This window comes from Peribacillus sp. Hz7, assembly GCF_042136355.1.
GTDB lineage: Bacteria > Bacillota > Bacilli > Bacillales > DSM-1321 > Peribacillus > Peribacillus asahii_A.
Genome location: NZ_JBHHJV010000001.1, coordinates 213,168 through 233,605 on the forward strand (window position 1 = coordinate 213,168; position 20,438 = coordinate 233,605).

Annotated in this window: 20 protein-coding genes and 1 riboswitch; of the genes, 16 read left to right on the forward strand and 4 right to left on the reverse strand. The window is 37.7% G+C overall.

Translation table 11 applies throughout. The features are described from left to right. Nucleotides 1-179: 179 nt before the first annotated feature. The 8 genes from ACE199_RS01010 to ACE199_RS01045 all read left to right on the forward strand — a co-directional run bounded on the left by ACE199_RS01010 (nt 180) and on the right by ACE199_RS01045 (nt 7,242). On the forward strand, nt 180-1,364 hold the full coding sequence (locus tag ACE199_RS01010) for a CaiB/BaiF CoA transferase family protein (protein ID WP_375348239.1): 1,185 nt from the start codon (nt 180-182) through the stop codon (nt 1,362-1,364). Nucleotides 1,365-1,416: 52 nt separating this feature from the next. Continuing rightward, complete coding sequence (locus ACE199_RS01015) at nt 1,417-2,202, forward strand: enoyl-CoA hydratase/isomerase family protein (RefSeq protein WP_375348240.1); 786 nt, start codon at nt 1,417-1,419, stop codon at nt 2,200-2,202. Between the two features lie 149 nt (nt 2,203-2,351). Continuing rightward, the gene (locus ACE199_RS01020) at nt 2,352-3,707 is read left to right on the forward strand and encodes a TRAP transporter large permease subunit (RefSeq protein WP_375348241.1); all 1,356 of its coding nucleotides are present in this window, start codon (nt 2,352-2,354) and stop codon (nt 3,705-3,707) included. 16 nt (nt 3,708-3,723) lie between these two features. Continuing rightward, on the forward strand, nt 3,724-3,999 hold the full coding sequence (locus ACE199_RS01025) for a hypothetical protein (protein ID WP_119116087.1): 276 nt from the start codon (nt 3,724-3,726) through the stop codon (nt 3,997-3,999). Nucleotides 4,000-4,149: 150 nt separating this feature from the next. Beyond that, nucleotides 4,150-5,331 (forward strand): acyl-CoA dehydrogenase family protein, encoded by a 1,182-nt coding sequence (locus ACE199_RS01030; RefSeq protein WP_375348242.1) that lies wholly within the window; start codon nt 4,150-4,152, stop codon nt 5,329-5,331. A gap of 37 nt (nt 5,332-5,368) precedes the next feature. Next, a complete protein-coding gene (locus ACE199_RS01035) occupies nt 5,369-5,764 on the forward strand; it encodes an acyl-CoA thioesterase (protein WP_375348243.1) in 396 nt (131 codons plus the stop codon). 14 nt (nt 5,765-5,778) lie between these two features. Continuing rightward, entirely contained in the window at nt 5,779-5,955 is a 177-nt protein-coding gene (locus ACE199_RS01040; protein ID WP_375348244.1) for a Spo0E family sporulation regulatory protein-aspartic acid phosphatase, read from the forward strand. Between the two features lie 132 nt (nt 5,956-6,087). Then, the gene (locus tag ACE199_RS01045; protein WP_375348245.1) at nt 6,088-7,242 is read left to right on the forward strand and encodes an MFS transporter; all 1,155 of its coding nucleotides are present in this window, start codon (nt 6,088-6,090) and stop codon (nt 7,240-7,242) included. 340 nt (nt 7,243-7,582) lie between these two features. Here the strand turns inward: ACE199_RS01045 and yidC are convergent, their stop codons facing one another. Both yidC and ACE199_RS01055 read right to left on the reverse strand, forming a co-directional pair. Continuing rightward, on the reverse strand, nt 7,583-8,341 hold the full coding sequence (gene yidC / locus ACE199_RS01050) for a membrane protein insertase YidC (RefSeq protein ID WP_252295410.1): 759 nt from the start codon (nt 8,339-8,341) through the stop codon (nt 7,583-7,585). Nucleotides 8,342-8,380: 39 nt separating this feature from the next. After that, on the reverse strand, nt 8,381-8,668 hold the full coding sequence (locus ACE199_RS01055) for a hypothetical protein (protein WP_375348246.1): 288 nt from the start codon (nt 8,666-8,668) through the stop codon (nt 8,381-8,383). Nucleotides 8,669-8,802: 134 nt separating this feature from the next. On the opposite strand from ACE199_RS01055, the gene ACE199_RS01060 reads away from it, so the two are divergent. The 5 genes from ACE199_RS01060 to ACE199_RS01080 all read left to right on the forward strand — a co-directional run bounded on the left by ACE199_RS01060 (nt 8,803) and on the right by ACE199_RS01080 (nt 13,204). Beyond that, nucleotides 8,803-9,312, forward strand: a complete 510-nt coding sequence (locus ACE199_RS01060) for a transporter (protein ID WP_375348247.1) — start codon at nt 8,803-8,805, stop codon at nt 9,310-9,312. A 170-nt stretch (nt 9,313-9,482) separates the two neighbouring features. Continuing rightward, entirely contained in the window at nt 9,483-9,869 is a 387-nt protein-coding gene (locus ACE199_RS01065) for a GntR family transcriptional regulator (protein WP_375348248.1), read from the forward strand. Continuing rightward, the gene (locus tag ACE199_RS01070; RefSeq protein WP_375348249.1) at nt 9,862-10,761 is read left to right on the forward strand and encodes an ABC transporter ATP-binding protein; all 900 of its coding nucleotides are present in this window, start codon (nt 9,862-9,864) and stop codon (nt 10,759-10,761) included. Before ACE199_RS01065 ends, ACE199_RS01070 begins: the two co-directional genes overlap by 8 nt. After that, complete coding sequence (locus ACE199_RS01075) at nt 10,736-12,679, forward strand: DUF6449 domain-containing protein (protein ID WP_375348250.1); 1,944 nt, start codon at nt 10,736-10,738, stop codon at nt 12,677-12,679. Before ACE199_RS01070 ends, ACE199_RS01075 begins: the two co-directional genes overlap by 26 nt. A gap of 12 nt (nt 12,680-12,691) precedes the next feature. Then, nucleotides 12,692-13,204 carry an RNA polymerase sigma factor gene (locus ACE199_RS01080; protein ID WP_375348251.1) on the forward strand — a complete coding sequence of 171 codons (513 nt, stop codon included), beginning with the start codon at nt 12,692-12,694 and terminating at the stop codon, nt 13,202-13,204. A 76-nt stretch (nt 13,205-13,280) separates the two neighbouring features. Here the strand turns inward: ACE199_RS01080 and ACE199_RS01085 are convergent, their stop codons facing one another. Beyond that, entirely contained in the window at nt 13,281-13,484 is a 204-nt protein-coding gene (locus tag ACE199_RS01085; RefSeq protein ID WP_119116098.1) for a cold-shock protein, read from the reverse strand. A 538-nt stretch (nt 13,485-14,022) separates the two neighbouring features. On the opposite strand from ACE199_RS01085, the gene ACE199_RS01090 reads away from it, so the two are divergent. Further along, entirely contained in the window at nt 14,023-15,600 is a 1,578-nt protein-coding gene (locus ACE199_RS01090) for a peptide chain release factor 3 (protein ID WP_252293961.1), read from the forward strand. Nucleotides 15,601-16,091: 491 nt separating this feature from the next. Beyond that, nucleotides 16,092-17,105 carry an EAL domain-containing protein gene (locus tag ACE199_RS01095; RefSeq protein ID WP_375348254.1) on the forward strand — a complete coding sequence of 338 codons (1,014 nt, stop codon included), beginning with the start codon at nt 16,092-16,094 and terminating at the stop codon, nt 17,103-17,105. Between the two features lie 88 nt (nt 17,106-17,193). Here ACE199_RS01095 and ACE199_RS01100 read toward each other — a convergent pair whose 3' ends face one another. Beyond that, nucleotides 17,194-18,387 carry an FtsW/RodA/SpoVE family cell cycle protein gene (locus tag ACE199_RS01100; protein WP_375348255.1) on the reverse strand — a complete coding sequence of 398 codons (1,194 nt, stop codon included), beginning with the start codon at nt 18,385-18,387 and terminating at the stop codon, nt 17,194-17,196. Between the two features lie 265 nt (nt 18,388-18,652). On the opposite strand from ACE199_RS01100, the gene ACE199_RS01105 reads away from it, so the two are divergent. Next, entirely contained in the window at nt 18,653-20,236 is a 1,584-nt protein-coding gene (locus tag ACE199_RS01105; protein ID WP_375348257.1) for an aldehyde dehydrogenase family protein, read from the forward strand. 92 nt (nt 20,237-20,328) lie between these two features. After that, nucleotides 20,329-20,429, forward strand: a riboswitch (yybP-ykoY riboswitch). Nucleotides 20,430-20,438: the final 9 nt, after the last annotated feature.

Sequence of the window (20,438 nt, forward strand, 5' to 3'; positions counted from 1 at the left end):
ATTTGATTATGTAAGCGGTTAAATTAGGATTCTATCTTACATTAAGAAAAGAGATTTCTAGTATTGTCGTATGAGTTCTTAAAAATAGATGAAACAAATCCTTTATAACAATAAATGAATTATTTTATAACAAAGAATCGGATTTTATTCGTAATACCACATAAAGGGAGGGAGAAATAATGAGTCAAGCGTTAGAAGGCTTACTAGTGTTAGATCTAGGACAAATATATAATGGTCCATACTGTTCCTTAATGTTAGCTTATCAAGGAGCTAAGGTAGTTAAAGTGGAACCAATGGATGGTGAATCTCTGCGGAAAAGAAGAAAAGATTGCCATGAGTTTTTAATGTTTAACTCCAATAAATTAGGGATTACATTGAATTTAAAAACAGAGGAGGGGAAAGAGCTTTTTTTGGATTTAGTCAAAAAAGCAGATGTAGTATTGGAGAATTATGCTAGAGGCGTGATGGATCGATTAGGGCTCGGTTATGAAACGCTGAAAGAGGTTAATCCACGTCTGATTTATGCAACTGGTAAAGGGTATGGATTAGAAGGTCCTTATGCAGATTGGCCTGCTATGGACATCACTATCCAGGCAATAAGTGGTGTGATGAGCAGCACAGGATTTCCAGATGGACCACCAGTAAAAGCTGGACCTGCCTTTTCGGATATAATGGGTGCTATTCATTTATTCGGTGGAATTACTACAGCCCTTTATCAACGAGAAAAAACGGGCAAAGGACAATTAGTAGAAGTAGCTATGCATGATACGATGTATCCTGTTTTAGCTTCACCATTAGGAGGCTTCTATAGAAGCAAGGGTACGTTACCAGAGCGAACTGGGAACCGTCATAGCGGATTGGCCATTGCACCTTATAATGTATATCCAGTGAAGGATGGTTACATTGCTATCTTTTGTGATGCTCAACGGCACTGGGAATCATTAGCAAAGCATATTGGTAGAGAAGATTTGCTGGAAGATCCACGTTTTCGAACGAATGTAGATCGTGCTAAGAATGTAGAGGTTATTGATAAGATATTAACGGATTGGTTAGCTGACAAGAAGAAGTGGGACATAGTGGAAGGTTTCTATGAAGCACGTATTCCATCTGCACCCGTCTTATCTATTGAAGAAGTGGCTGATGATCCACATTTGATAGCCAGAAAGATGATTGTTGAGATTGAGCATCCGGCAAAAGGGAAAATTAAGGTTCCGGGTTCCCCTATACGATTATCGGACTCTCCATTAGATGAAGTGGTACCTGCACCTTTATTAGGACAGCATACAGATAAAGTGCTAATGGAGTATGTGAACTTGAACGAAGAGCAACTTAGCGACTTACGTAAAAAACAGGTTATTCAATAAAGTCTCACGAAAGAATAAATAGAATCTGTAAGAGGGATGTGAAGGGAGAATTATGACGTCAACAATAATAAATCAAATAGAAGACCATGTTCAAATCATCACTTTAAATAGACCAGAAAAGAAAAATGCGTTTAACACTGAAATGATTGAAGCGTGGATTGAATCTTTAGAGCAGGCACAGCAAAATGATGACGTACATGTAATAGTCATTACTGGTGCTGGAGATGCATTTTGTTCTGGAGGTGATGTAAAAACAATGAATGAGGGGAAAGACTCTCCCTTAGATCATAAACATAGGCTTTGGAAATTTATTCATGGTGTTCCATTGACTCTGAAAAAAATGGATAAGCCTGTGATTGCAGCAATTAATGGGCCAGCAGTAGGAGCAGGATTGGATATGGCTCTTATGGCAGATATCAGGACAATGGCAGATACAGCTAGAGTAAGTGAAGGATATGTAAAGGTAGGGCTTGTTCCCGGAGATGGTGGAGCATATTATTTGCCTAGATTAGTAGGAGAGGCAAAGGCACTTGAACTCTTATGGACCGGTAACTTTATTGATGCAGAAGATGCTTTGCGATTAGGATTGGTAAATCAAGTATATCCACGAGAAGAATTTATGGAAAGAACATTAGAGTTGGCCAAACAAATTGCATACGGCCCTCAAGTAGCAATCCGAATGACTAAAAGGGCCGTTAAACAGTCACTAAAAATGGACTTGGAATCATCGTTAGATCTCATTTCCTCCCACTTTGCTATTATCAAAGAAACAGAGGACCATAAAGAAGGAGTGTTAGCATTTTCTGAAAAAAGAAAACCAAAATTCCAAGGGAGATAGCATTGTTTTAGAAGCTTGATTCAATATAAAACTAGTATAATAAAAAGTTTTCGAGTAGTAAGCATCGCATAAAAAGCTATAACCATAAAAGAAAACTGCAAAGATAATAGAGAAATATATATGCTTGTAAAAAAAGAGGGGGTGCAGTGATGGGAAATGCTTTTTTAGCATTACTAGCTTTTATAGGAATCATCATTTTTTGGAATGTCCTTCTGAAAAGAAATATTGGAGAAGCGATGTTTTTTGGTTTAATAGGGACTGCCTTGTTTGGTGGGACTCAGGCTCCACAATTAATATGGGATGGATTGGTGTATGCCGCCACATACGAAGTAATGTATGCAGCATTGGCATTTGTATTTATGTCTTATTTAATTGACAGGACAGAAGTACTAAGTGGGATGCTACTCATTCTTAATTCTATATTTGGACGTCTTCCTGGCGGAGCTGCTTATATAGATACAATAGCTTCAGCTGCAATGGGTACCTTAGCCGGATCAGGTTCAGCTAATACCGCGGCTACAGGGGCTTTTACAGCTCCATGGATGGTGAAGACAAATTGGAGTCGCGAATTAGCCGCTACAGTAGTAGCTGGCAATGGGGGATTGGGAACAGCTCTTCCACCTTCGAGTTCTATGTTTATCATGTTAGGTTTTGCACCTGTTGCTGCCCTAGTTTCAGAAGTTAACATATATATAGCCTTGTTCGTAGCAGGAGCCTATCAAGTATTATATAGAATAATTTTAATTATGTATCTTGTACGAAAACACAAAATTAAAGCGGTTTCACCCGAATTTGTTCAACCATTAAGCCAGTCATTACGAGCCGGTTGGAAATCTTTGTTTATTTTTCTAGGAGCTCTTATTCCAATGATTATTACCATTGGACCTGTTTCTGAAATGTTAGCAGCCAACCCAAATATAGGGGAAGAAGCGATGGGGAGTATATCATTAATCACGTGGATTCCTATTTTAATCATATTTATCGGATTAATAGTAGGTTGGACAAAGCTGCCAAAAAGTTCAACGGATTGGTCTAAGTTTTTAAATAATGCTATTCCTCGCTTCGCCTATATTGGTGCTATTTTATTATTCGCCTTTGCTGCAGGTGAAGTTCTAAGTAATTTAGGATTGGCTGAAGATTTAACATCCTTAATGGAAACGCTTTCTATATCAAAATGGTTAATGATCGCGATTATAGGGGTATTAGTTGTTTTAGTAGCAGGTCCTCTATCTTCTACTGCAACATTAACTGCAGTGGGAATGATTTCTTTCTCTGCGCTTATTTCAGTAGGAGTCCATCCGGTTGCCGCGGTCATCTGCATCCTTGTATTCGCAAGTACAGAAGGTTCTTCACCACCTGCTTCTGGTTCAATATTTATTTCTGCTGGGTTAGCGGGTGCCGACCCGAAAAAGATGTTTGTTCCGTTAATTACTTATTACGTGGTCCCAATTTTTATCATTGGATGGTTAATTGGAATGGGAGTATTACCTCTCCCAATACATTAATAAGAGAGGTGAAATGATGAGAAAAACTTTTCAATTTTTATTTAAGGTAAGCTGCGTATTATTCTTGCTAAGCGGTTCCTTGCTAGTTATTGGACAAATGGTAGGCCTTCTTTTACTTAATGGGGATCTTATCATTTTCAGTGCAGACACTTTTGGAAAGCCTACGTTTATTTTGAGTACCTTTGCTGGATTATTTGGTTTTGCATTGAATTATATTCCTAATACTGTGCCGGTAGATAATTCGGAACCAATAACACAACAAATGGAGAATAGTCAGTCTACACCAACTTAACGTTTAAAAATCCATATTTCATTACTATTTGTAAGCATGTTCAAATAACAAGTTAAGGTTTGATTGTTCTCAGATAAAGACAATTTTTCTATTAACGTAATATTTTAGTAGTTTATATACTTTAATCATATAAATAAGGAGTGAGAGGAAATGGATTTTACATTACCTGATGAAATAGAAATGCTACAGAAGTTAGTTCGTAACTTTGTAAAAAAAGAATTAATGCCATTAGAACATTTAGTAATAGAAAACGAAGCTAATCGAGGTTTAGACAATTCGCCGTTACTTCCTCCTGAGATAGAGGAAAATTTGCTTAGGAAAACAAAGGAATTGGGATTATGGGGATTAGATATTCCAGAGGAATATGGTGGGACAAATTTAGGGTTTTTAGCTAAGGCTGTTGTGATGGAGGAGTTATCTAAAACCATAGTTCCTTTTACTTTACCTCCAGATGCACCGAATGCCCACTTTTTAGCTGCTTGTTGTACGGAGCAACAAAAAGAGCGTTATCTATTACCGTACATTCGAGGAGAAAAGAGATCGGCTATCGCAATTAGTGAACCAAATGCAGGCTCCGATATTGGCGCTATGCAAACAACCGCTGTGAAAAAAGGAGACAAGTGGGTATTAAATGGCACAAAAATTTGGATTAGTCATGCCGATAAGGCAGATTTTATTATAACGATGGCCGTTACGGATCCAGAAAAGAGACAGCGAGGGGGAATCACAGCTTTTTTAGTAGATAAAAACACACCAGGATTAACGATTTCTAAAGGTATACCAACTATTAGTTATCAACATCCATATGAACTTATTTATGAAGATGTAGAATTAGGTGAAAGTCAAGTTTTGGGTGAAGTTGGACAAGGTTTTGTTCCTATGGCGAATCGTCTAGGTGTTCGGCGTTTAGAGCTTGCCCAGCGTTCAGTTGGAATGTCAGAGCGATTACTAGAGATGATGATAGAATATGCGAATCAAAGGAAAACATTTGGTCAATACTTAGCTGATCGTCAGTCCATTCAATGGTGGATTGCAGATGCAGCAACTGATATTCATGCAACACGTCTTATGGCATATCATGCTGCATGGAAGATGGATCAAGGGGCCAAGGACATCCGTCGTGAAGCAGCTATGTTAAAAGTATTTGGTACTGAAATGGCTCAAAGAGTAGCTGATCAAGCCATTCAAATGCATGGAGGAATGGGCTTAGCCAAAGAAATGCCGCTTGAATTTATGTATCGATATATACGTGTCATCCGTATCCTGGAGGGGGCTTCGGAAGTCCATCGCTGGACTATCGCTCGTGATCTGTTACGTAATGGTATAAGATAAACCACAAAGTCTATCTTATTTAGAAAGTCGGTGCTGCATGGAGACGATAATAGAATGGATCGTAGAAGAAGAAGACATAGATAGTATGGATCATGTCAATAATTGCGTATATGTTTCCTATCTAGAAAAGGGCCGAAAACATTGGTACCAAGAAGCAGGAGCTTCAAAACAAGATTTGGAAAAAAAAGACTTAGGAACCGCAGTATTAAAGTTGGATGTTTTATTTCGTAAAGAAGCAAGATTAGGGGAACGCTTATGGATTAAAACCTGTACTGCTCGGTTGGGAAGCACGAGCTTTGTACTTGAACAAAACATTATTAATGAAGAAGGGGAAATTATCACAGAAGCGATGGTAACGAGTGTGATGTTTGACCGGATAGAAAGAAAAAGCACAATAGTAGCGAAGGAAATCTCAAGGTGGTTTATAGAATAGGTGATGAAACCATAATGACTTTAATGAAGACTCATAAATTAGAAAATAAAATCTATCAATTGAGAAAAGAGTTAATCGGAATTGCAGAAAAAACTGGATTAAATAGCCCTGACACTATATGTTGCAGTCAGAAGTTAGATCAATTTATCACGATTTATCAAAAGACTTCACTTTTAAAAAGAGAAAATTAAAATATGTAGTTCAAGAGATGAATTCAGTGAAGAATTAGAACTTGTTCGTCATGATAAAATAGGCAGACGAATTCCTCAGGAGTCGTCTGCTTTTCCTTTTCCAGTATGATCAAAAGGAATGGGTGTGCTTATGTGACAAAAAGGAGAAAAATAAATAAAAATCTCGTTTTTATATCTACGACGTTGTTTATGGTTAGCATTGCCGGAAGCAGACCGCTTCTTCCTTTGTATGCAGATGAACTTGGTGCAAGTCATGCTGAAATTGGACTCATTGTTGCATTATTTTCTTTTTTTCCATTATTCTTATCTATTCAATCAGGAAGAATGATTGACCGGATTGGAGTTAAAGGACCACTGATTGCAAGTATTATATTCGGCATTTTATCGATGCTTATTTTAAGCATATTTCATAATTTAGTAGGAGTGTATATTTCACAAATCTTTTCGGGTTTCGCTCAACTCGTATTCGTCTTGTCGATGCAAGCATATTCTGGTCAATTTCCAAAGAGTAAATTGCGTGAATATTATATTTCCGTATTTAGTATTGCTGTAGCTGCGGGCAGTTTTTTCGGTCCACTCTTTTCTGGTTTTTTAACCGACTTAATAGGATATAGTACCGCTTTTTTAACATTAAGTTTTGTGTTAGCCGGACCACTGCTATTGTCTTTATTCTTTTCAGAGAAAAAAGCGATGTCGATACAAGAGAAAAAGAATGAAAAGAACTCATTTCAGTTACTTCGCATTCCTGATTTAAAAAGAGCAGTGCTGGTCAGTTCAGTCGGGCTGTTAGCAAAAGATACGTATATTGCCTTTTTTCCTTTGTTTGCTGCAGAAAATGGTTTATCCCCTTCAGCGATTGGCGGGATCATTGCGCTGAATGCGGGAGCAGGAATGTTTATCCGAAGCTTTTTGCCATGGGTTTCCAAGCGTGTAGATCGTGATGTAATCATTACTATTTCAATCTTTGTTTCTGGTATCATGTACATGTTGAATCCATTGTCCAATCATATACTCTGGCTGAGCATTTTATCAATCATTCTCGGCTTTTGTACTGGAATTTGTCAGCCATTGTCTATATTTGCAACAATTATTGCTTTGCCTAAAGAGCGTGTAGCAGAAGGACTGGGTCTTCGTTTAACATTTAATAAATTGACCCAAGTTGTAGGTCCCCTTTCATTGGGATCATTGTCCCCTGTATTTGGGATTGCTGGTGTCTTTTATGCGTGCGGCGCAATAATTTTAATAGGTTCTTTACATCCAAACAAGCTTCTTTTTTACAAGAAGTGACTAATGATATCTAGTTTTGAAATAAAGTTAACTACGTTTATTATCGTAAAATCAAATTCGGTGGTAAAGGTGCCGAAAAAGTTTTACGCAATGGTATAAGCTAAGCCCTAAATCTTATATTCTAGCATTTAAATGGTTAAGTGAAAGGATAAAGGAAAAGGGTGTAATAAGTTTTGTTTCTAATAGTTCATGTCTTGATGGACGTGCAATGGATGGATTGAGAAAAGAACGGGAAATATGTTGGAATAGCGAAGGAGCTATTCCTTTTTTTGATTGAGGGAAGTTATTAATGGAATGTAAAAAAGATGACTCCATATAGGAATCATCTTTTTTACATTATTTAGCTTTTTTCCAATGTTGTTTCAGTTGATTGGTTTGCAGGCTGTTTTTTATAGATTCGATTGAACAACATAGATTGCCCAATTAAGAAAAGTCCGCCGACTGACCAGTATAGAGGGAGTGCGGCCGGAGCAGAGAATGAAATAAATAGAATCATAATGGGAGAAAGCAGTCCCATGAATTTCATTTGTTGCTGCTGTTCTGTAGGCATTTGATGTAAAGAAAATTTGAATTGCAAGTAATAAATAACCCCCGCAATAAGCGCCATAACAATATTAGCTTGACCAAGGTTAAACCAAAGAAAGCTATGTGTCGCGATTTCGTGAGAGCTTTTAATCGCGTAATAAACGCCCATTAGAATCGGCATTTGAATAAGCATCGGCAAGCATCCCATATTTAAAGGATTTACGCCGTGTTTTTGATAGAGCTGCATCATTTCTCGTTGTAGTTCTGCTTTTTTTGTAGCATCTGTTGTTGATTTTATCTTCTCTTGAAGCGTCGTCATCTCAGGTTTTAGGGCGTCCATCTTACTTTTCATCGCCTGTTGTGTTTTATACTGTTTCGCGGTAAGCGGCATAATTAAGAGACGAATGATTACCGTCATGAGCACAATGCTCCACCCGTAGTTACCATGAAATAAAGTCGCGTTAAAATCTAAAAGAGATATGATTGGATTCACTAAGAATGTATGAAACATTCCAGCATTATTGTCAGTGAGTGAGCATCCTGAAAGCAGTGATGTAAAGATTACAGCTACCATAATTTTTTTCAATTGTTTTCCTCCTCAAATTGTTTTTTATTAAACAAGGTGAAGGAGGTTTGTTTTATCTGAATCATCCGGTGCACTTCTTTGCCGAACTTTTGTAAAAAAGCCTTGCAACATACGGTAGTCAAAATATTTATCAAAATTAATCGGGATTCGAGCATGTTTGGCTTGAATCAAAGCTTGATGTTTATGATTTAATTTTGTGCTCTGTGTATTTAAAAAATAAACAGCAGCAAGAGGAAAGACTAATGTCATAATATAGCCGGCCCATAAAGCCTGCTGAATCGTTTGATAATCAAATCCTATTAATAGTTCCAGCATAGGAATCCCTCATTTTTCGATTACATGTTATAGAGGTACTATAACGAATTGTCTGGAAGTAGTCAAATGTATGTAAATATCTAACTTTCGCTGATGAATGAATGAAGGCAGGCACTATATGTAGGGAAATACATATGGATAAAAGGAAGTTGAATAATGAGGTGAAAGAAATGTATCCATATAATCCATATTATGGGCAAGAGTTTTATATGTATCCATCAACATCGTATGAGTATAATCCATATAATCAACCTATAGCAGAGGATTCATTCCGTCCGCCAAACCCACCACCGCGACCGCCCCAAGGAGGATATGGTCCACCACCGCCACCATCAGGCCCTCCACCATACGGAGGCGGCCAATATGGTAGTCCTGCACAAGGCGGCGGACCGCCAACAGCTCCTCCGCCTGCATTTGTGCCGCAGCTTTCACAAGTGTCAACGCAGGCTATAGATGCTCCTTCTATGCGTGGTTGTTTGTACCGATATACGTATGTCTGGCTGAGGAATAGACGCTCGTTTTGGTTTTATCCGACATATGTTGGCAGAAATTCTGTTGCAGGATATCGCTGGAGAGAAAGTAGTCAACGCTGGGTGTACTTCGGTATTGACGCCAATGAAATTCGTTCTTTTCAATGTTACTAAATTAAAAAAGCAATCTGCGTCTTATCTAGGGGCAGATTGCTTTTTTGATGTTTAAGGATAGTTTTTTAACAGCTGTTTCCATAAAAGGAGGTTGATTTACTGGAAAAGGCTGTTTATAATCAAGGTGTACTATGTTAAGTAGTACACTTGGTACAGTGAGGAGGGGGATGATGTTCGAGTTAGATGTTCGCAGCAGAAAGCCAATTTACGAACAGTTGATGGATAAGTTAAAAGAGCTAATCATCACAGAAGTTCTGAAGGAAAATGAACGGTTGCCTTCAGTTAGAACGTTAGCTCAACAATTAACAATCAATCCCAATACGATTCAAAAAGCATTTAGACAGTTGGAAATGGAAGGGTTCATTTATACGCTTCCGGGGAAGGGAAGCTTTGTTTCACCAGCGAATAGGGTGAGAGATACAGCAAAGGAACAGAAGCTTAAGGCAGAGCTTGCTAAGATTGTGAGCGAGGCTCTTTATTTAGGGATCGATATCGAAGAAATTTATCAAATTATTGAACAAACACGGGCTGGAATAAGGGGGGATCATCATGATTGAATGTAAACAAGTGACGAAGTTGTATGAAAAGAAGGAAGCGGTTCATGACTTAAATATAGCGATTGCAACAGGGTCAATTTTTGGATTGCTTGGCTCAAACGGGGCTGGAAAAACAACGCTTTTAAAAATGCTAGCGGGTATTCTGGAGCAGGATGCAGGAGATATTCAGATTGATCAGCAGCCTGTGTTTGAAAACAAACGATTAAAGAATCGATGTGTGTTTATCCCTGATACACCTTATTTTCTTTCTAATTATACGATTTTACAGATGGCTTACTTTTATAGCCGGATGTACAGTGACTGGAACGAAGAGCGTTTTACTCAATTGCAAGAAGTGTTCCAACTTCCTATACATAGTAAAATCCATCGTCTGTCAAAAGGGATGCAACGGCAAGTCGCTTTTTGGTTAGCGTTATCAACGATGCCCGATGTGTTAATTTTAGATGAACCATTTGATGGGTTAGATCCAGTTATGCGTCAAAATGTTAGACAGCTTTTGATTCAAGATGTAGCGGAACGTGAAATGACGATTATCATCTCTTCACATAATTTACGTGAAATTGAAGATTTAGCGGATCATGTGGCGATTTTACATCAAGGGAGAATTATTCTTGAGAAAGAATTGGATGATTTGAAAGCCGATGTACATAAAGTTCAATTTGCTTTTAAAGATAAAATTCCAACCGGGTTGTATCGCGGCTTGCATATTTTACATAAAGAAAAACGAGGCAGCGTCGTGATTTGTATTATAAAAGGAAATGAAGAAGCGATTGCGGATCATTTTCATTTGTATCAACCGGATATTTTCGATATGCTGCCGCTGACGTTAGAAGAAATTTTCATCTATGAAATGGGGGATGTTGGGTATGCCATCCAAAACGTCCTCGATTAATCAAGAACTGTGGAAGTATATGTTTAGAAGCTCCGGCTGGATTTCCATTCTATCTATACTAGGGTTACTGTTTGCTTTGCCGCTTGAGCTTTTTATCTCAATCGTAGAAGAACGAACGGATTATTATGGACAAGTAAAAAACTTATTTGCTATTCATAGTACGATTCAATATGCGTTAATGGTCGTTACTCCTGTGTTAGTTGCTGTCTTTTTGTTTCGCTTTTTACAAGTGAAACAAATGTCTGACTTTATTCATAGCTTGCCTATATCAAGAAAGCAAATTTATGGTCATCATCTTGCTGCTGGTCTTGTTTTTCTACTCGTCCCGATTATAGTAACTGCATTTATTTTATTTGTTTTTTATTGGACGATAGATGTAAGCGGGCTATTTACGTTAAAGGATATCGGAGTATGGGCAGCTGTCACTTTTTCGATTGAAGTGCTCATTTTTTCAGCCGCTGTTTGTATCGGGATGATTACGGGATTATCGGCTTTGCAGGCTGTATTAACGTATATTACGTTACTTCTTCCTGTTGGTTTAGTTATTCTCTTAGGTGCTAATATTCAATTTTTATTATTTGGATTTTCGGAAAGTTATTATACGAACTCGGTTGTTCGGCGATTATCACCGCTCGTTAAAGCGGCTGATTTAAGCAGAGAGAAGCTGCATTCAATCGATATTTATATATACCTCCTTGTAGCTAGTAGTTTGTTTTTTGTTTCACTTCTTTTATATCAAAAAAGAAAGCTTGAGTATGTGTCACATGCTTTTGTTTTTCCGATTATGAAACCGGTGTTTAAATATGGGCTAACAACATGTGCGATGCTATTAAGCAGTTTGTACTTTCATGGTACGACGGAACGTATAGGATGGCTTTTAGGTGGTTTGATAATCGGTGCGTTGACTGGCTATGTGGTGGCAGAAATGGTACTGCAGAAAACGTGGCGAATTCAACTCGCATTTAAAGGATTCGGATACTTTGCGGTAGCAGTATGTATAGGTGTCGGCTTAATCAAGCTTGATCCGCTGGGCTTTGAAACGAATATTCCTGATTTAGCACAGGTTGAAAAAGTCTATATCCGAAAGGAACTAGGGAGTTATAGTGATGAGATGAATAGTGCATACGTCGCCTTAAAAGAAGAGCGGAGTATCAAGGTGTTACGAAATTTACATGAGCAAATTCTCGAGCACGGTAAGAGCGAAATGTTAGCATCGGATCGTCATTACCAATCTATTTCTTTAAAGTACGAGTTAACGAATGGAAAAAAAGTAGTGCGTGAATATTATTTACAAAATTATAATGCTTTCTCTTCTTATTTAAAAACCATCTATGAATCTGAGGAATATAAGAAAAAAGCTTACTCCTTATTAACGACATCTCCAAAGGATGTGTATCGAATTTCTATTTCCGCTAATAGCTATTTGGATAAATCAATGGAGCTGCGTGATTCAAAGGAAATTACAGAAGTGATTCAAGCGATACAAACGGATCTTTCCTATCAGAGCTATGAAGATATGCTAAATCCAACTGGTGAGTATGCAGATATTTCGATTGTGTTGGAAAAAAATCGCTTTATTCATCTATCATGGAAAGCCTCTATGCAGCATTTTACGGAATGGATGAAGAAAACAGGGAAAGACAATGACGTACGGATTCTTCCAGAGGAAATCGATTATATGCTAGTCCAGCCATATGATTCGCATGTAGATTACTATAACGAGAGGTTTGTACCAGATAAGAATGCATTAAAAATAACAAATGGCAATCAAAAGGAAGCAGTATTAAATACGCTAGTGTCCAACATAGGTGGAAGCTATATTGTTGCCGTTTATTATAAAGAAAGCAGTGAAATAGATATTAAGGGACTATCGAATGAATACGCACCTGCTTTTATTAAAGAGCATTTTAACCAATGAGGGGGAGAGAGAATGAGCAAGGGGAAAGTATCGGAGAAATGTAGTTTTACTTCCAACTACAAAAAGTTTTATAAGCGGCTCTATTACCTTGCTTTAGCGATTATTAAATGCCCTCATTTAGCTCATGATATTACGCAGGAGACGTTTATTAAGGCTTATTATAAAAAAGATACTATTGTCGATATGGATAAGGTTGGTGCTTGGTTATCGACGGTGGCGACAAGAACAGCGATTGATTTTTGCCGGAAACAAAAGCGAATTTGTCAGGTCTTTCAACAAGAATTAATCGAGGGAATGGGCTGCCATGCAATTGTTGAATGTGAAATGGAATTAAGTTGTTTAAAGGAAGATTTATGCAGGCAAGTAATGAAATTGGCCGATAAGCAACGTGAAGTATTATTATTGAAGGTGAATGGCGGGTTGAAGGAAACCGAGATAGCGGACGTTTTGCATATGAAGCCGACGACGGTAAAAGTGAACTTATATCGAGCTCGAAAGCAGTTGAGACGAGCATTAACGGCATAAAGCAAGAAGAGGGATACGGCTCATATAGAGCTGTATCCCTCTTTAAGTGTTTGTTTCATATAATGTTTAATTTAAATTATAATTTTACAACGTTTTTAGCTTGAGGTCCGCGGTTGCCTTCTTCGATTTCGAATTCAACTTCTTGGCCTTCATCTAATGTTTTGAAGCCTTCTCCTTGAATAGCAGAGAAGTGTACGAATACATCGTTTTCGCCTGGCACTTCGATAAATCCAAATCCTTTTTCGCTGTTAAACCATTTTACTTTACCTGATACTGTCATACGATAAATCCTCCTAAACATTAACAAAAGATTAATGGTGACACTTTTTTTCTTAATTGTAGAAAAATAGGCATTCACACATTAGCAAAAACCTTCACTCCTCTTTCAGAAGATGTTTGATAATATGTGAATTTTTTGATTAAATGGTAAAACCTATTATATTGGATTATAAACTAAAATATTCGAAATAACAACAAATAAACGATATAATATCTAAAAAATTCCATTTATTTTCAATTTATTGAAAAGTAAGACTTTAATATATAAGTAGAAGAAATTTTTCTTTTATTGTATACAGGATTGAAAAATATGTGCTTGTCGATATTTGAAACTCTTTTTTTGGCAAAATGCATTTTAGGTGTACATCTTTTTTTCGCTCATGTTAAAATGGAAAGGTTGAACAGGCTATTGTGCATAGTCAAGATAAAAACCTAAAAATCAATTGTTTATTCTGCGATTTTAAGGCTTTATTAGAGATAAAATATAACATCATACTATACATGAAATGTAAAACTTTGATGAACGAAAGGAAAAAATTATGCCAACTTTACATGATCAGGTTCAATCAAGAAGAACCTTTGCTATTATTTCTCACCCGGATGCCGGGAAAACGACATTAACAGAAAAATTACTATTATTCGGTGGTGCGATTCGTGACGCTGGTACTGTTAAAGCAAGAAAAACAGGAAAGTATGCGACAAGTGACTGGATGGAGATTGAAAAGCAGCGTGGAATTTCCGTTACATCGTCGGTTATGCAATTTGATTACAATGATTTTCGGGTGAACATCTTGGACACACCTGGTCACCAAGATTTCAGTGAAGATACGTACCGTACATTGATGGCTGTAGATAGTGCAGTCATGGTTGTCGATTCAGCAAAAGGGATTGAGGACCAAACGATGAAGCTATTTAAAGTTTGCCGAATGCGCGGAATTCCGATTTTTACCTTCATTAACAAAATGGACCGTCAAGGAAAGGAACCGCTGGAATTACTCGCAGAGCTAGAAGAAGTACTAGGCATTGAAACATATCCAATGAATTGGCCGATTGGGATGGGGAAAGATTTTGTAGGTATCTACGATCGCTTTAACAATCGGATTGAGCAATTTAAAAGTGAAGATGAAAATAATCGTTACCTTCCTTTAAATGAAGAAGGCGAGTTAGAAATCGAGCATGAATTACAGGAATCTCCTCTTTATGAACAAACATTAGAGGAAATTATGTTGTTAAGTGAAGCGGGAAATGAATTCTCAGAGGAGAAAATCGCCAATGGTACATTGAGTCCTGTGTTCTTCGGAAGTGCGTTAACGACATTTGGTGTACAAACGTTTTTAGATGCGTATTTACAGTTTGCTCCAGAGCCGCAAGCGAGAATGTCAACGAGTGGAGAAGTGGATCCAGAAAGCCAAGACTTCTCAGGTTTTATCTTTAAAATTCAAGCGAATATGAATCCAAAGCACCGAGATCGAATTGCCTTTTTACGTATTTGCTCTGGGAAATTTGAGCGTGGCATGAGTGTAAACTTAAGTCGTACGGGTAAACCAATTAATCTGTCTTCTTCTACACAATTTTTAGCTGATGACCGAAATACGGTAAATGAAGCGGTTAGCGGAGATATTATCGGGCTGTATGATACAGGGAACTATCAAATTGGGGATACGATTACAACGAGCAAAGATATGTATCAGTTTGAACGTTTGCCTCAATTTACACCAGAGCTATTTGTTCGGGTTACGGCTAAAAATGTCATGAAGCAAAAGCATTTTCATAAAGGCATTCATCAGCTTGTTCAAGAAGGGGCTATTCAGTTGTTTAAGACCGTACGAATGGAAGAATATTTATTAGGTGCAGTCGGACAGCTTCAATTTGAAGTATTTGAGCATCGGATGAGAAATGAATATAACGTCGAAGTTTTGATGGAGCGAATCGGCAGTAAAGTGACTCGTTGGGTAGAGGCGGATAAAGTAGATGAAAATCTACATAGCTCACGAAGCATTCTTGTGAAGGATCGGTATGAGAAGTATGTGTTCCTGTTCGAAAATGAATTTGCCCTACGTTGGTTCAATGATAAAAATCCAGATATAGAATTGTATAATCCAATGGATATAAAGTGAAACTTCCATTAGTGGGGGGCTTCCTCCCACACTGATGGTTAGTCACGTTCTACGGTCACTAAGATCTCCGCTTCGCTTCAATCGAGTGACCGTACGAACCTGATTGGTGAAAGCTTACCTTTGAAAACCACAAAGGTAAGCTTTCACTGTATCTCACCAATCGGACCTTTACGGGCAGTTGTTCCCCAACTATTTTCTTTGTTTCCTCATACGCTTGAGGTGGGAGTCTTACTGCCCATTAAGAGTGGGATAAAATAAGTGTTTAATCTAAAGCTCATGCATAGTAGTTTGCATGAGCTATTTTTTGTTGGCGTTCATTACAAATGCTATTGATTTTTTCATTTATTTGGGTCTAAAATCATAGAGAGGGCCATATTATGGTTAATTGTTTGTAAGAAAATAGTCATAAAGTCATGATTTTTGTAGTTTTTATAAGCTTCTGCATGTACAATTAATAACAGATAGAGCAGTTATATACGGGGGCCTTTATAATGGACAAGATGTGTTGTAGTTCATGTGACTTAATGTTTGTTTTTAGAGAGTGTGGATATCTATTTCTTCATGGGATAGATGACTTAGAAAGTATGTATCCAGAAGCTATTAAGGCAAATGGCGGATTGTATCTCCCTTATCGTTCTAAAGAAGAAGTGATGGAACAAGTACAAACAATCCTTTCAAAATTAGATAGATGCGATCACATAGAAGGGAATTTAGTTCAAGCAATATGTCGGCCGTCTATTATGTACTCGCTTCATCAATTATTACAAAATATAAAAGAACATGCCATGATTCAAATTATTCGTCAGACGGAATTTATCAGCTTCTTTCAGCCTATTGTTTCGTTGCGCAGTAATGAAATCATTGCCTTTGAAGCTTTACTACGAGATCCTTTAGCTAGAGTTTCACCTGGTCGGTTGTTTGAAGCTGCCCAAGCTACAGGTTTGCATTATCTATTAGATATGAAAGCAAGGCAAACAGCCATCCAATCTCGAATGGGTGTTATACCTCATGGAATTAAAAGCTTTATCAATTTCTTACCTTCAACCATTTATGATCCAGCGTTCAGTGTAAAAAGTATTATCCAACATATTGAGCGCCATCATGTACGACCAGAGGATATTGTATTTGAGGTTGTTGAAACAGAGGAAATCGTAGATATAGATCATTTAAAAACAATTTTTAGTGCATATAAACAGGAAGGGATTAAAGTAGCGCTAGATGATTTCGGAAGCGGTCATTCGACATTAGAAGTGCTGATGCAGCTTGTTCCTGATTATGTGAAGATTGATCGAGCACATATTATGAATTGCGATGAAGACGTAACGAAACAAAAGGGATTAATCGAACTGGTTAATATCTCCAAAGATCTTGGGATTACGTCGCTTGCTGAAGGGGTTGAGCGAAAAGAAGAGCTTGAATTTTGTCGTGCTATTGGTATTGAGCTTGCTCAAGGATATTATCTTGGAAAACCAGAAAAAACACCGAAATTATTAATGAGTGTATAACATAGTTATTTAGAGAACAATTCTTTTCTCAGTTGAAGCGGCAGGTTTTACTATTAATCTGTCATAAAAAGTAACAGCCAGTAAGTGTTTACTGGCTGTTATGTATCTCCTCTATAATCTTTGGAGTGCTATTTTCTTTTTCTTCGAGTAGATTCATACGCATAATGATATTTTGAAAGATTCCCATCGAAATCATCATGAGCAGCAATGAAGTTCCTCCATAACTAATAAAGGGTAAAGTGATTCCTGTAATTGGAATTAATCCTATTACACCACCGACATTAATAAATACTTGAATACCAATCATCGAAGAAATTCCAATTAATAATAGACTTCCAAAAGGATCCTTGCATTTAGCGGACAGTATAAATCCACGCAACACGATAAATCCGAGAGTAAGCAATACAAATCCTACTCCAAAAATCCCTAATTCTTCAGAAATAATGGCCAAAATAAAATCGGTATGTGCTTCTGGAAGATATCCATATTTCTGCACACTATCGCCTAGACCTACCCCTGTTAATCCTCCCGATCCAATGGCCAGAAGTGAGTTAACAAGCTGATATCCATCATCACCTGCTGTACCAAAAGGGTCCATAAACCCTGTGAAACGAGCCACCTTATTATCGGAAAATACACTCGATAAATTTCCTGTAAGAAGTACACCTAGAGCAAAAATCCCTGCAAGGCTTACGAAGATAATCAAAAGTTTACTTAAGCTTTTTAACGTCATACCAGAAGAGACAATAATCGTACAGGAGATGAGAAAGATAATGACTGCTGATCCGTAATCGGGCTGAGTAGCAATTAAATAACAAATCCCGATGAGAAACAAAATCGGCGGGATGACTGCTTTATCAATATTGTTAATACGATCCTGTCTTTTTCCGTACATAGCGGCAAGATAAATAATCATCGCCAGCTTCGCGAATTCCGCTGGTTGAAACGAGCTAGATCCTATTTTAATCCAACTTTGAGCTCCGCTTGAAGCATGACCGAATAAATCGACGACGATTAATGAGCCTGCAATACCAAACATGATAAACATGAGAAACTTTTTATTTTGATAAGCTTTATAAGGAAAAACCATCGCCGCAATCATAGCTACAAAAGAGATGATTAGTGCTATCTTTTGTTTCTCATAAAAGTAATCCATTGGGTAGTTGTAACGTCCTACAGCTGTAATCATGCTAGAACTGTACACCATAACGAGTCCGAATAAGCAGAGTAGCACAATAGCGATAAAAATTGGATAGTCGTAGGCTTTAATTATTCTTTTCACCTGTGCGTTCACCTCTATTTTACATATGAGCGACCAAATCGCCCTTCTCTATAGTAACGGAAAACTGCCTGTAATGGAAAAAAAAATTCGTCTAAAATCATATTTTCGCCAAGAAGGGGCAAACTTCCTTTGGAAAATGAAATTTAAGCCTTTTTTCTTTGAAATAGCGTGAAGGTGAAATGTTTTATACAATAAGATTATGTAGCGCGGATAGAGCTGATTTTTTTAATAATATGAACAACGTTATATAATGGAGCTAAAATGAATGATGACAGACGAGGATGAGGGATACATGGTGCAGCAACAAATGAAGTGGAATGTATATGCTCCAGCAACTGGTGAGAAGATTGCTGAGCTGGAGGAAACGTCGCTTGACTCCATTCCTAAGCTATATGAACAATCACATAAGGCCTTTGATATGTGGTCAACACTTTCTATTTCGAAGAGAATCGAGTACATTCGGCAGCTAAGGCTTTTAATTGTGGACAAGATGGATAAGCTTGCTGACATCATCTCGAAAGATACAGGAAAGGTCAAAACAGAAGCGCTTGTGGCAGATTTAATGCCAACGCTTGATGCCATGCTGTATGTTGAAAAGCATGCTGAAAAGTTATTGAAACGACAAAAAATGAAAACACCTTTATTATTAATCGGGAAAACATCATATGTGGAGTATATGCCAAGGGGGACTGTCCTTGTGATATCCCCGTGGAACTATCCTTTTCAACTAGCGGTAACGCCTATAATTTCAGCCCTTGTCGGGGGGAATACAGTTATTGCGAAGCCTTCCGAAGTAACTCCTCTAGTTGGTAAAATGATAGAAGAATTATTTGTAGAAGCTGGTTTTCCAGAAGGAGTTGTTCAATTTGCTCACGGTGGAAAAGAGTTAGGAGCAGCACTTACTGAACAAAAGCCAGATTATATTTTCTTTACAGGTTCTGTGCGAACAGGAAAGATTATTGCAGAAGTGGCGGCAAAACAATTGATTCCAACGACACTTGAGCTAGGCGGGAAAGACCCGATGATTGTTTTTCAAGATGCTAACATAGAGCGGGCGGTAAATGCAGCTTTATGGGGAGCATTTACAAACAGCGGTCAAGTATGTATGAGCGTTGAACGACTTTATATAGAGCGTCCAATTTATGAACAATTTCTGACGCTATTGAAGAAGAAAGTAGCTTCCTTAAAACAGGGAGATTCGCTGCATGATGATGTTGGTTCGATGACATTCCCTGCTCAATTGGATATTGTAGCCGATCATATTCGGGATGCTCTTGATAAGGGAGCAACGCTTGAAATAGGGACCGCACCTGACGAATGGGAGCAAGGTACGTGTTTTATCCAACCTTCACTTTTATCAAATGTGAATCATACAATGAAAGTAATTAATGAAGAATCTTTTGGTCCCCTGCTGCCTGTTATTCCTTTTGATACAGAAGCAGAGGCGGTTCAACTTGCAAATGATAGTGCATACGGTTTAAATTCAAGCGTTTGGACCTCTGATGAACATAGAGCAAAGCGGGTTGCGGCGCAATTAGTGACAGGGGCTGTTAATATTAATGATGTGCTTGTTTCAGTCGCTAATCCTCATTTACCGTTTGGCGGTGCCAAACAGAGTGGGATTGGCAGCTATCATGGTGAAGGTGGCCTTCGTATTTTTTGTCATGAAAAAGCAATTGTACATGATTCAGGGAAAAAGTCCGCTGAAATTCAATGGTACCCATATGAAGGTAAATATACCCATTTTCTTTCGCTTTTTCAACAGTATTTCGCTAGGAAAATCAGTTGGGTTTCTTTTATAAAGAGCTATCAACAATTACTTAAATTATCGAATTTTAAGGATAAATAAGGAAAATTGCCCTATTTTTTCACAATCGTTTAAAAAATACTTGTGTTATAGAAAGGTATATCATATACTACTAATATATTAAATATGATTTTTCCTTAATCAAAGGGGAGTAGCGTTAGGGTTCGCCCTAAAACAAAGTCGTCATTACATGAATGGAGACATTCATCGGCTTTGTTGACATGACTTCATGTTCAGCAAGACC

What these genes read in the sequence shown, in the direction of transcription:
- ACE199_RS01010 (WP_375348239.1), top strand. Translation starts at nt 180, where the DNA reads ATGAGTCAAGCGTTAGAAGGCTTACTAGTGTTAGATCTAGGACAAATA.
- ACE199_RS01015 (WP_375348240.1), top strand. Translation starts at nt 1,417, where the DNA reads ATGACGTCAACAATAATAAATCAAATAGAAGACCATGTTCAAATCATC.
- ACE199_RS01020 (WP_375348241.1), top strand. Translation starts at nt 2,352, where the DNA reads ATGGGAAATGCTTTTTTAGCATTACTAGCTTTTATAGGAATCATCATT.
- ACE199_RS01025 (WP_119116087.1), top strand. Translation starts at nt 3,724, where the DNA reads ATGAGAAAAACTTTTCAATTTTTATTTAAGGTAAGCTGCGTATTATTC.
- ACE199_RS01030 (WP_375348242.1), top strand. Translation starts at nt 4,150, where the DNA reads ATGGATTTTACATTACCTGATGAAATAGAAATGCTACAGAAGTTAGTT.
- ACE199_RS01035 (WP_375348243.1), top strand. Translation starts at nt 5,369, where the DNA reads ATGGAGACGATAATAGAATGGATCGTAGAAGAAGAAGACATAGATAGT.
- ACE199_RS01040 (WP_375348244.1), top strand. Translation starts at nt 5,779, where the DNA reads ATGACTTTAATGAAGACTCATAAATTAGAAAATAAAATCTATCAATTG.
- yidC (WP_252295410.1), bottom strand. Translation starts at nt 8,341, where the DNA reads ATGGTAGCTGTAATCTTTACATCACTGCTTTCAGGATGCTCACTCACT.
- ACE199_RS01055 (WP_375348246.1), bottom strand. Translation starts at nt 8,668, where the DNA reads ATGCTGGAACTATTAATAGGATTTGATTATCAAACGATTCAGCAGGCT.
- ACE199_RS01060 (WP_375348247.1), top strand. Translation starts at nt 8,803, where the DNA reads ATGGATAAAAGGAAGTTGAATAATGAGGTGAAAGAAATGTATCCATAT.
- ACE199_RS01065 (WP_375348248.1), top strand. Translation starts at nt 9,483, where the DNA reads ATGTTCGAGTTAGATGTTCGCAGCAGAAAGCCAATTTACGAACAGTTG.
- ACE199_RS01070 (WP_375348249.1), top strand. Translation starts at nt 9,862, where the DNA reads ATGATTGAATGTAAACAAGTGACGAAGTTGTATGAAAAGAAGGAAGCG.
- ACE199_RS01075 (WP_375348250.1), top strand. Translation starts at nt 10,736, where the DNA reads ATGCCATCCAAAACGTCCTCGATTAATCAAGAACTGTGGAAGTATATG.
- ACE199_RS01080 (WP_375348251.1), top strand. Translation starts at nt 12,692, where the DNA reads ATGAGCAAGGGGAAAGTATCGGAGAAATGTAGTTTTACTTCCAACTAC.
- ACE199_RS01085 (WP_119116098.1), bottom strand. Translation starts at nt 13,484, where the DNA reads ATGACAGTATCAGGTAAAGTAAAATGGTTTAACAGCGAAAAAGGATTT.
- ACE199_RS01090 (WP_252293961.1), top strand. Translation starts at nt 14,023, where the DNA reads ATGCCAACTTTACATGATCAGGTTCAATCAAGAAGAACCTTTGCTATT.
- ACE199_RS01095 (WP_375348254.1), top strand. Translation starts at nt 16,092, where the DNA reads ATGGACAAGATGTGTTGTAGTTCATGTGACTTAATGTTTGTTTTTAGA.
- ACE199_RS01105 (WP_375348257.1), top strand. Translation starts at nt 18,653, where the DNA reads ATGATGACAGACGAGGATGAGGGATACATGGTGCAGCAACAAATGAAG.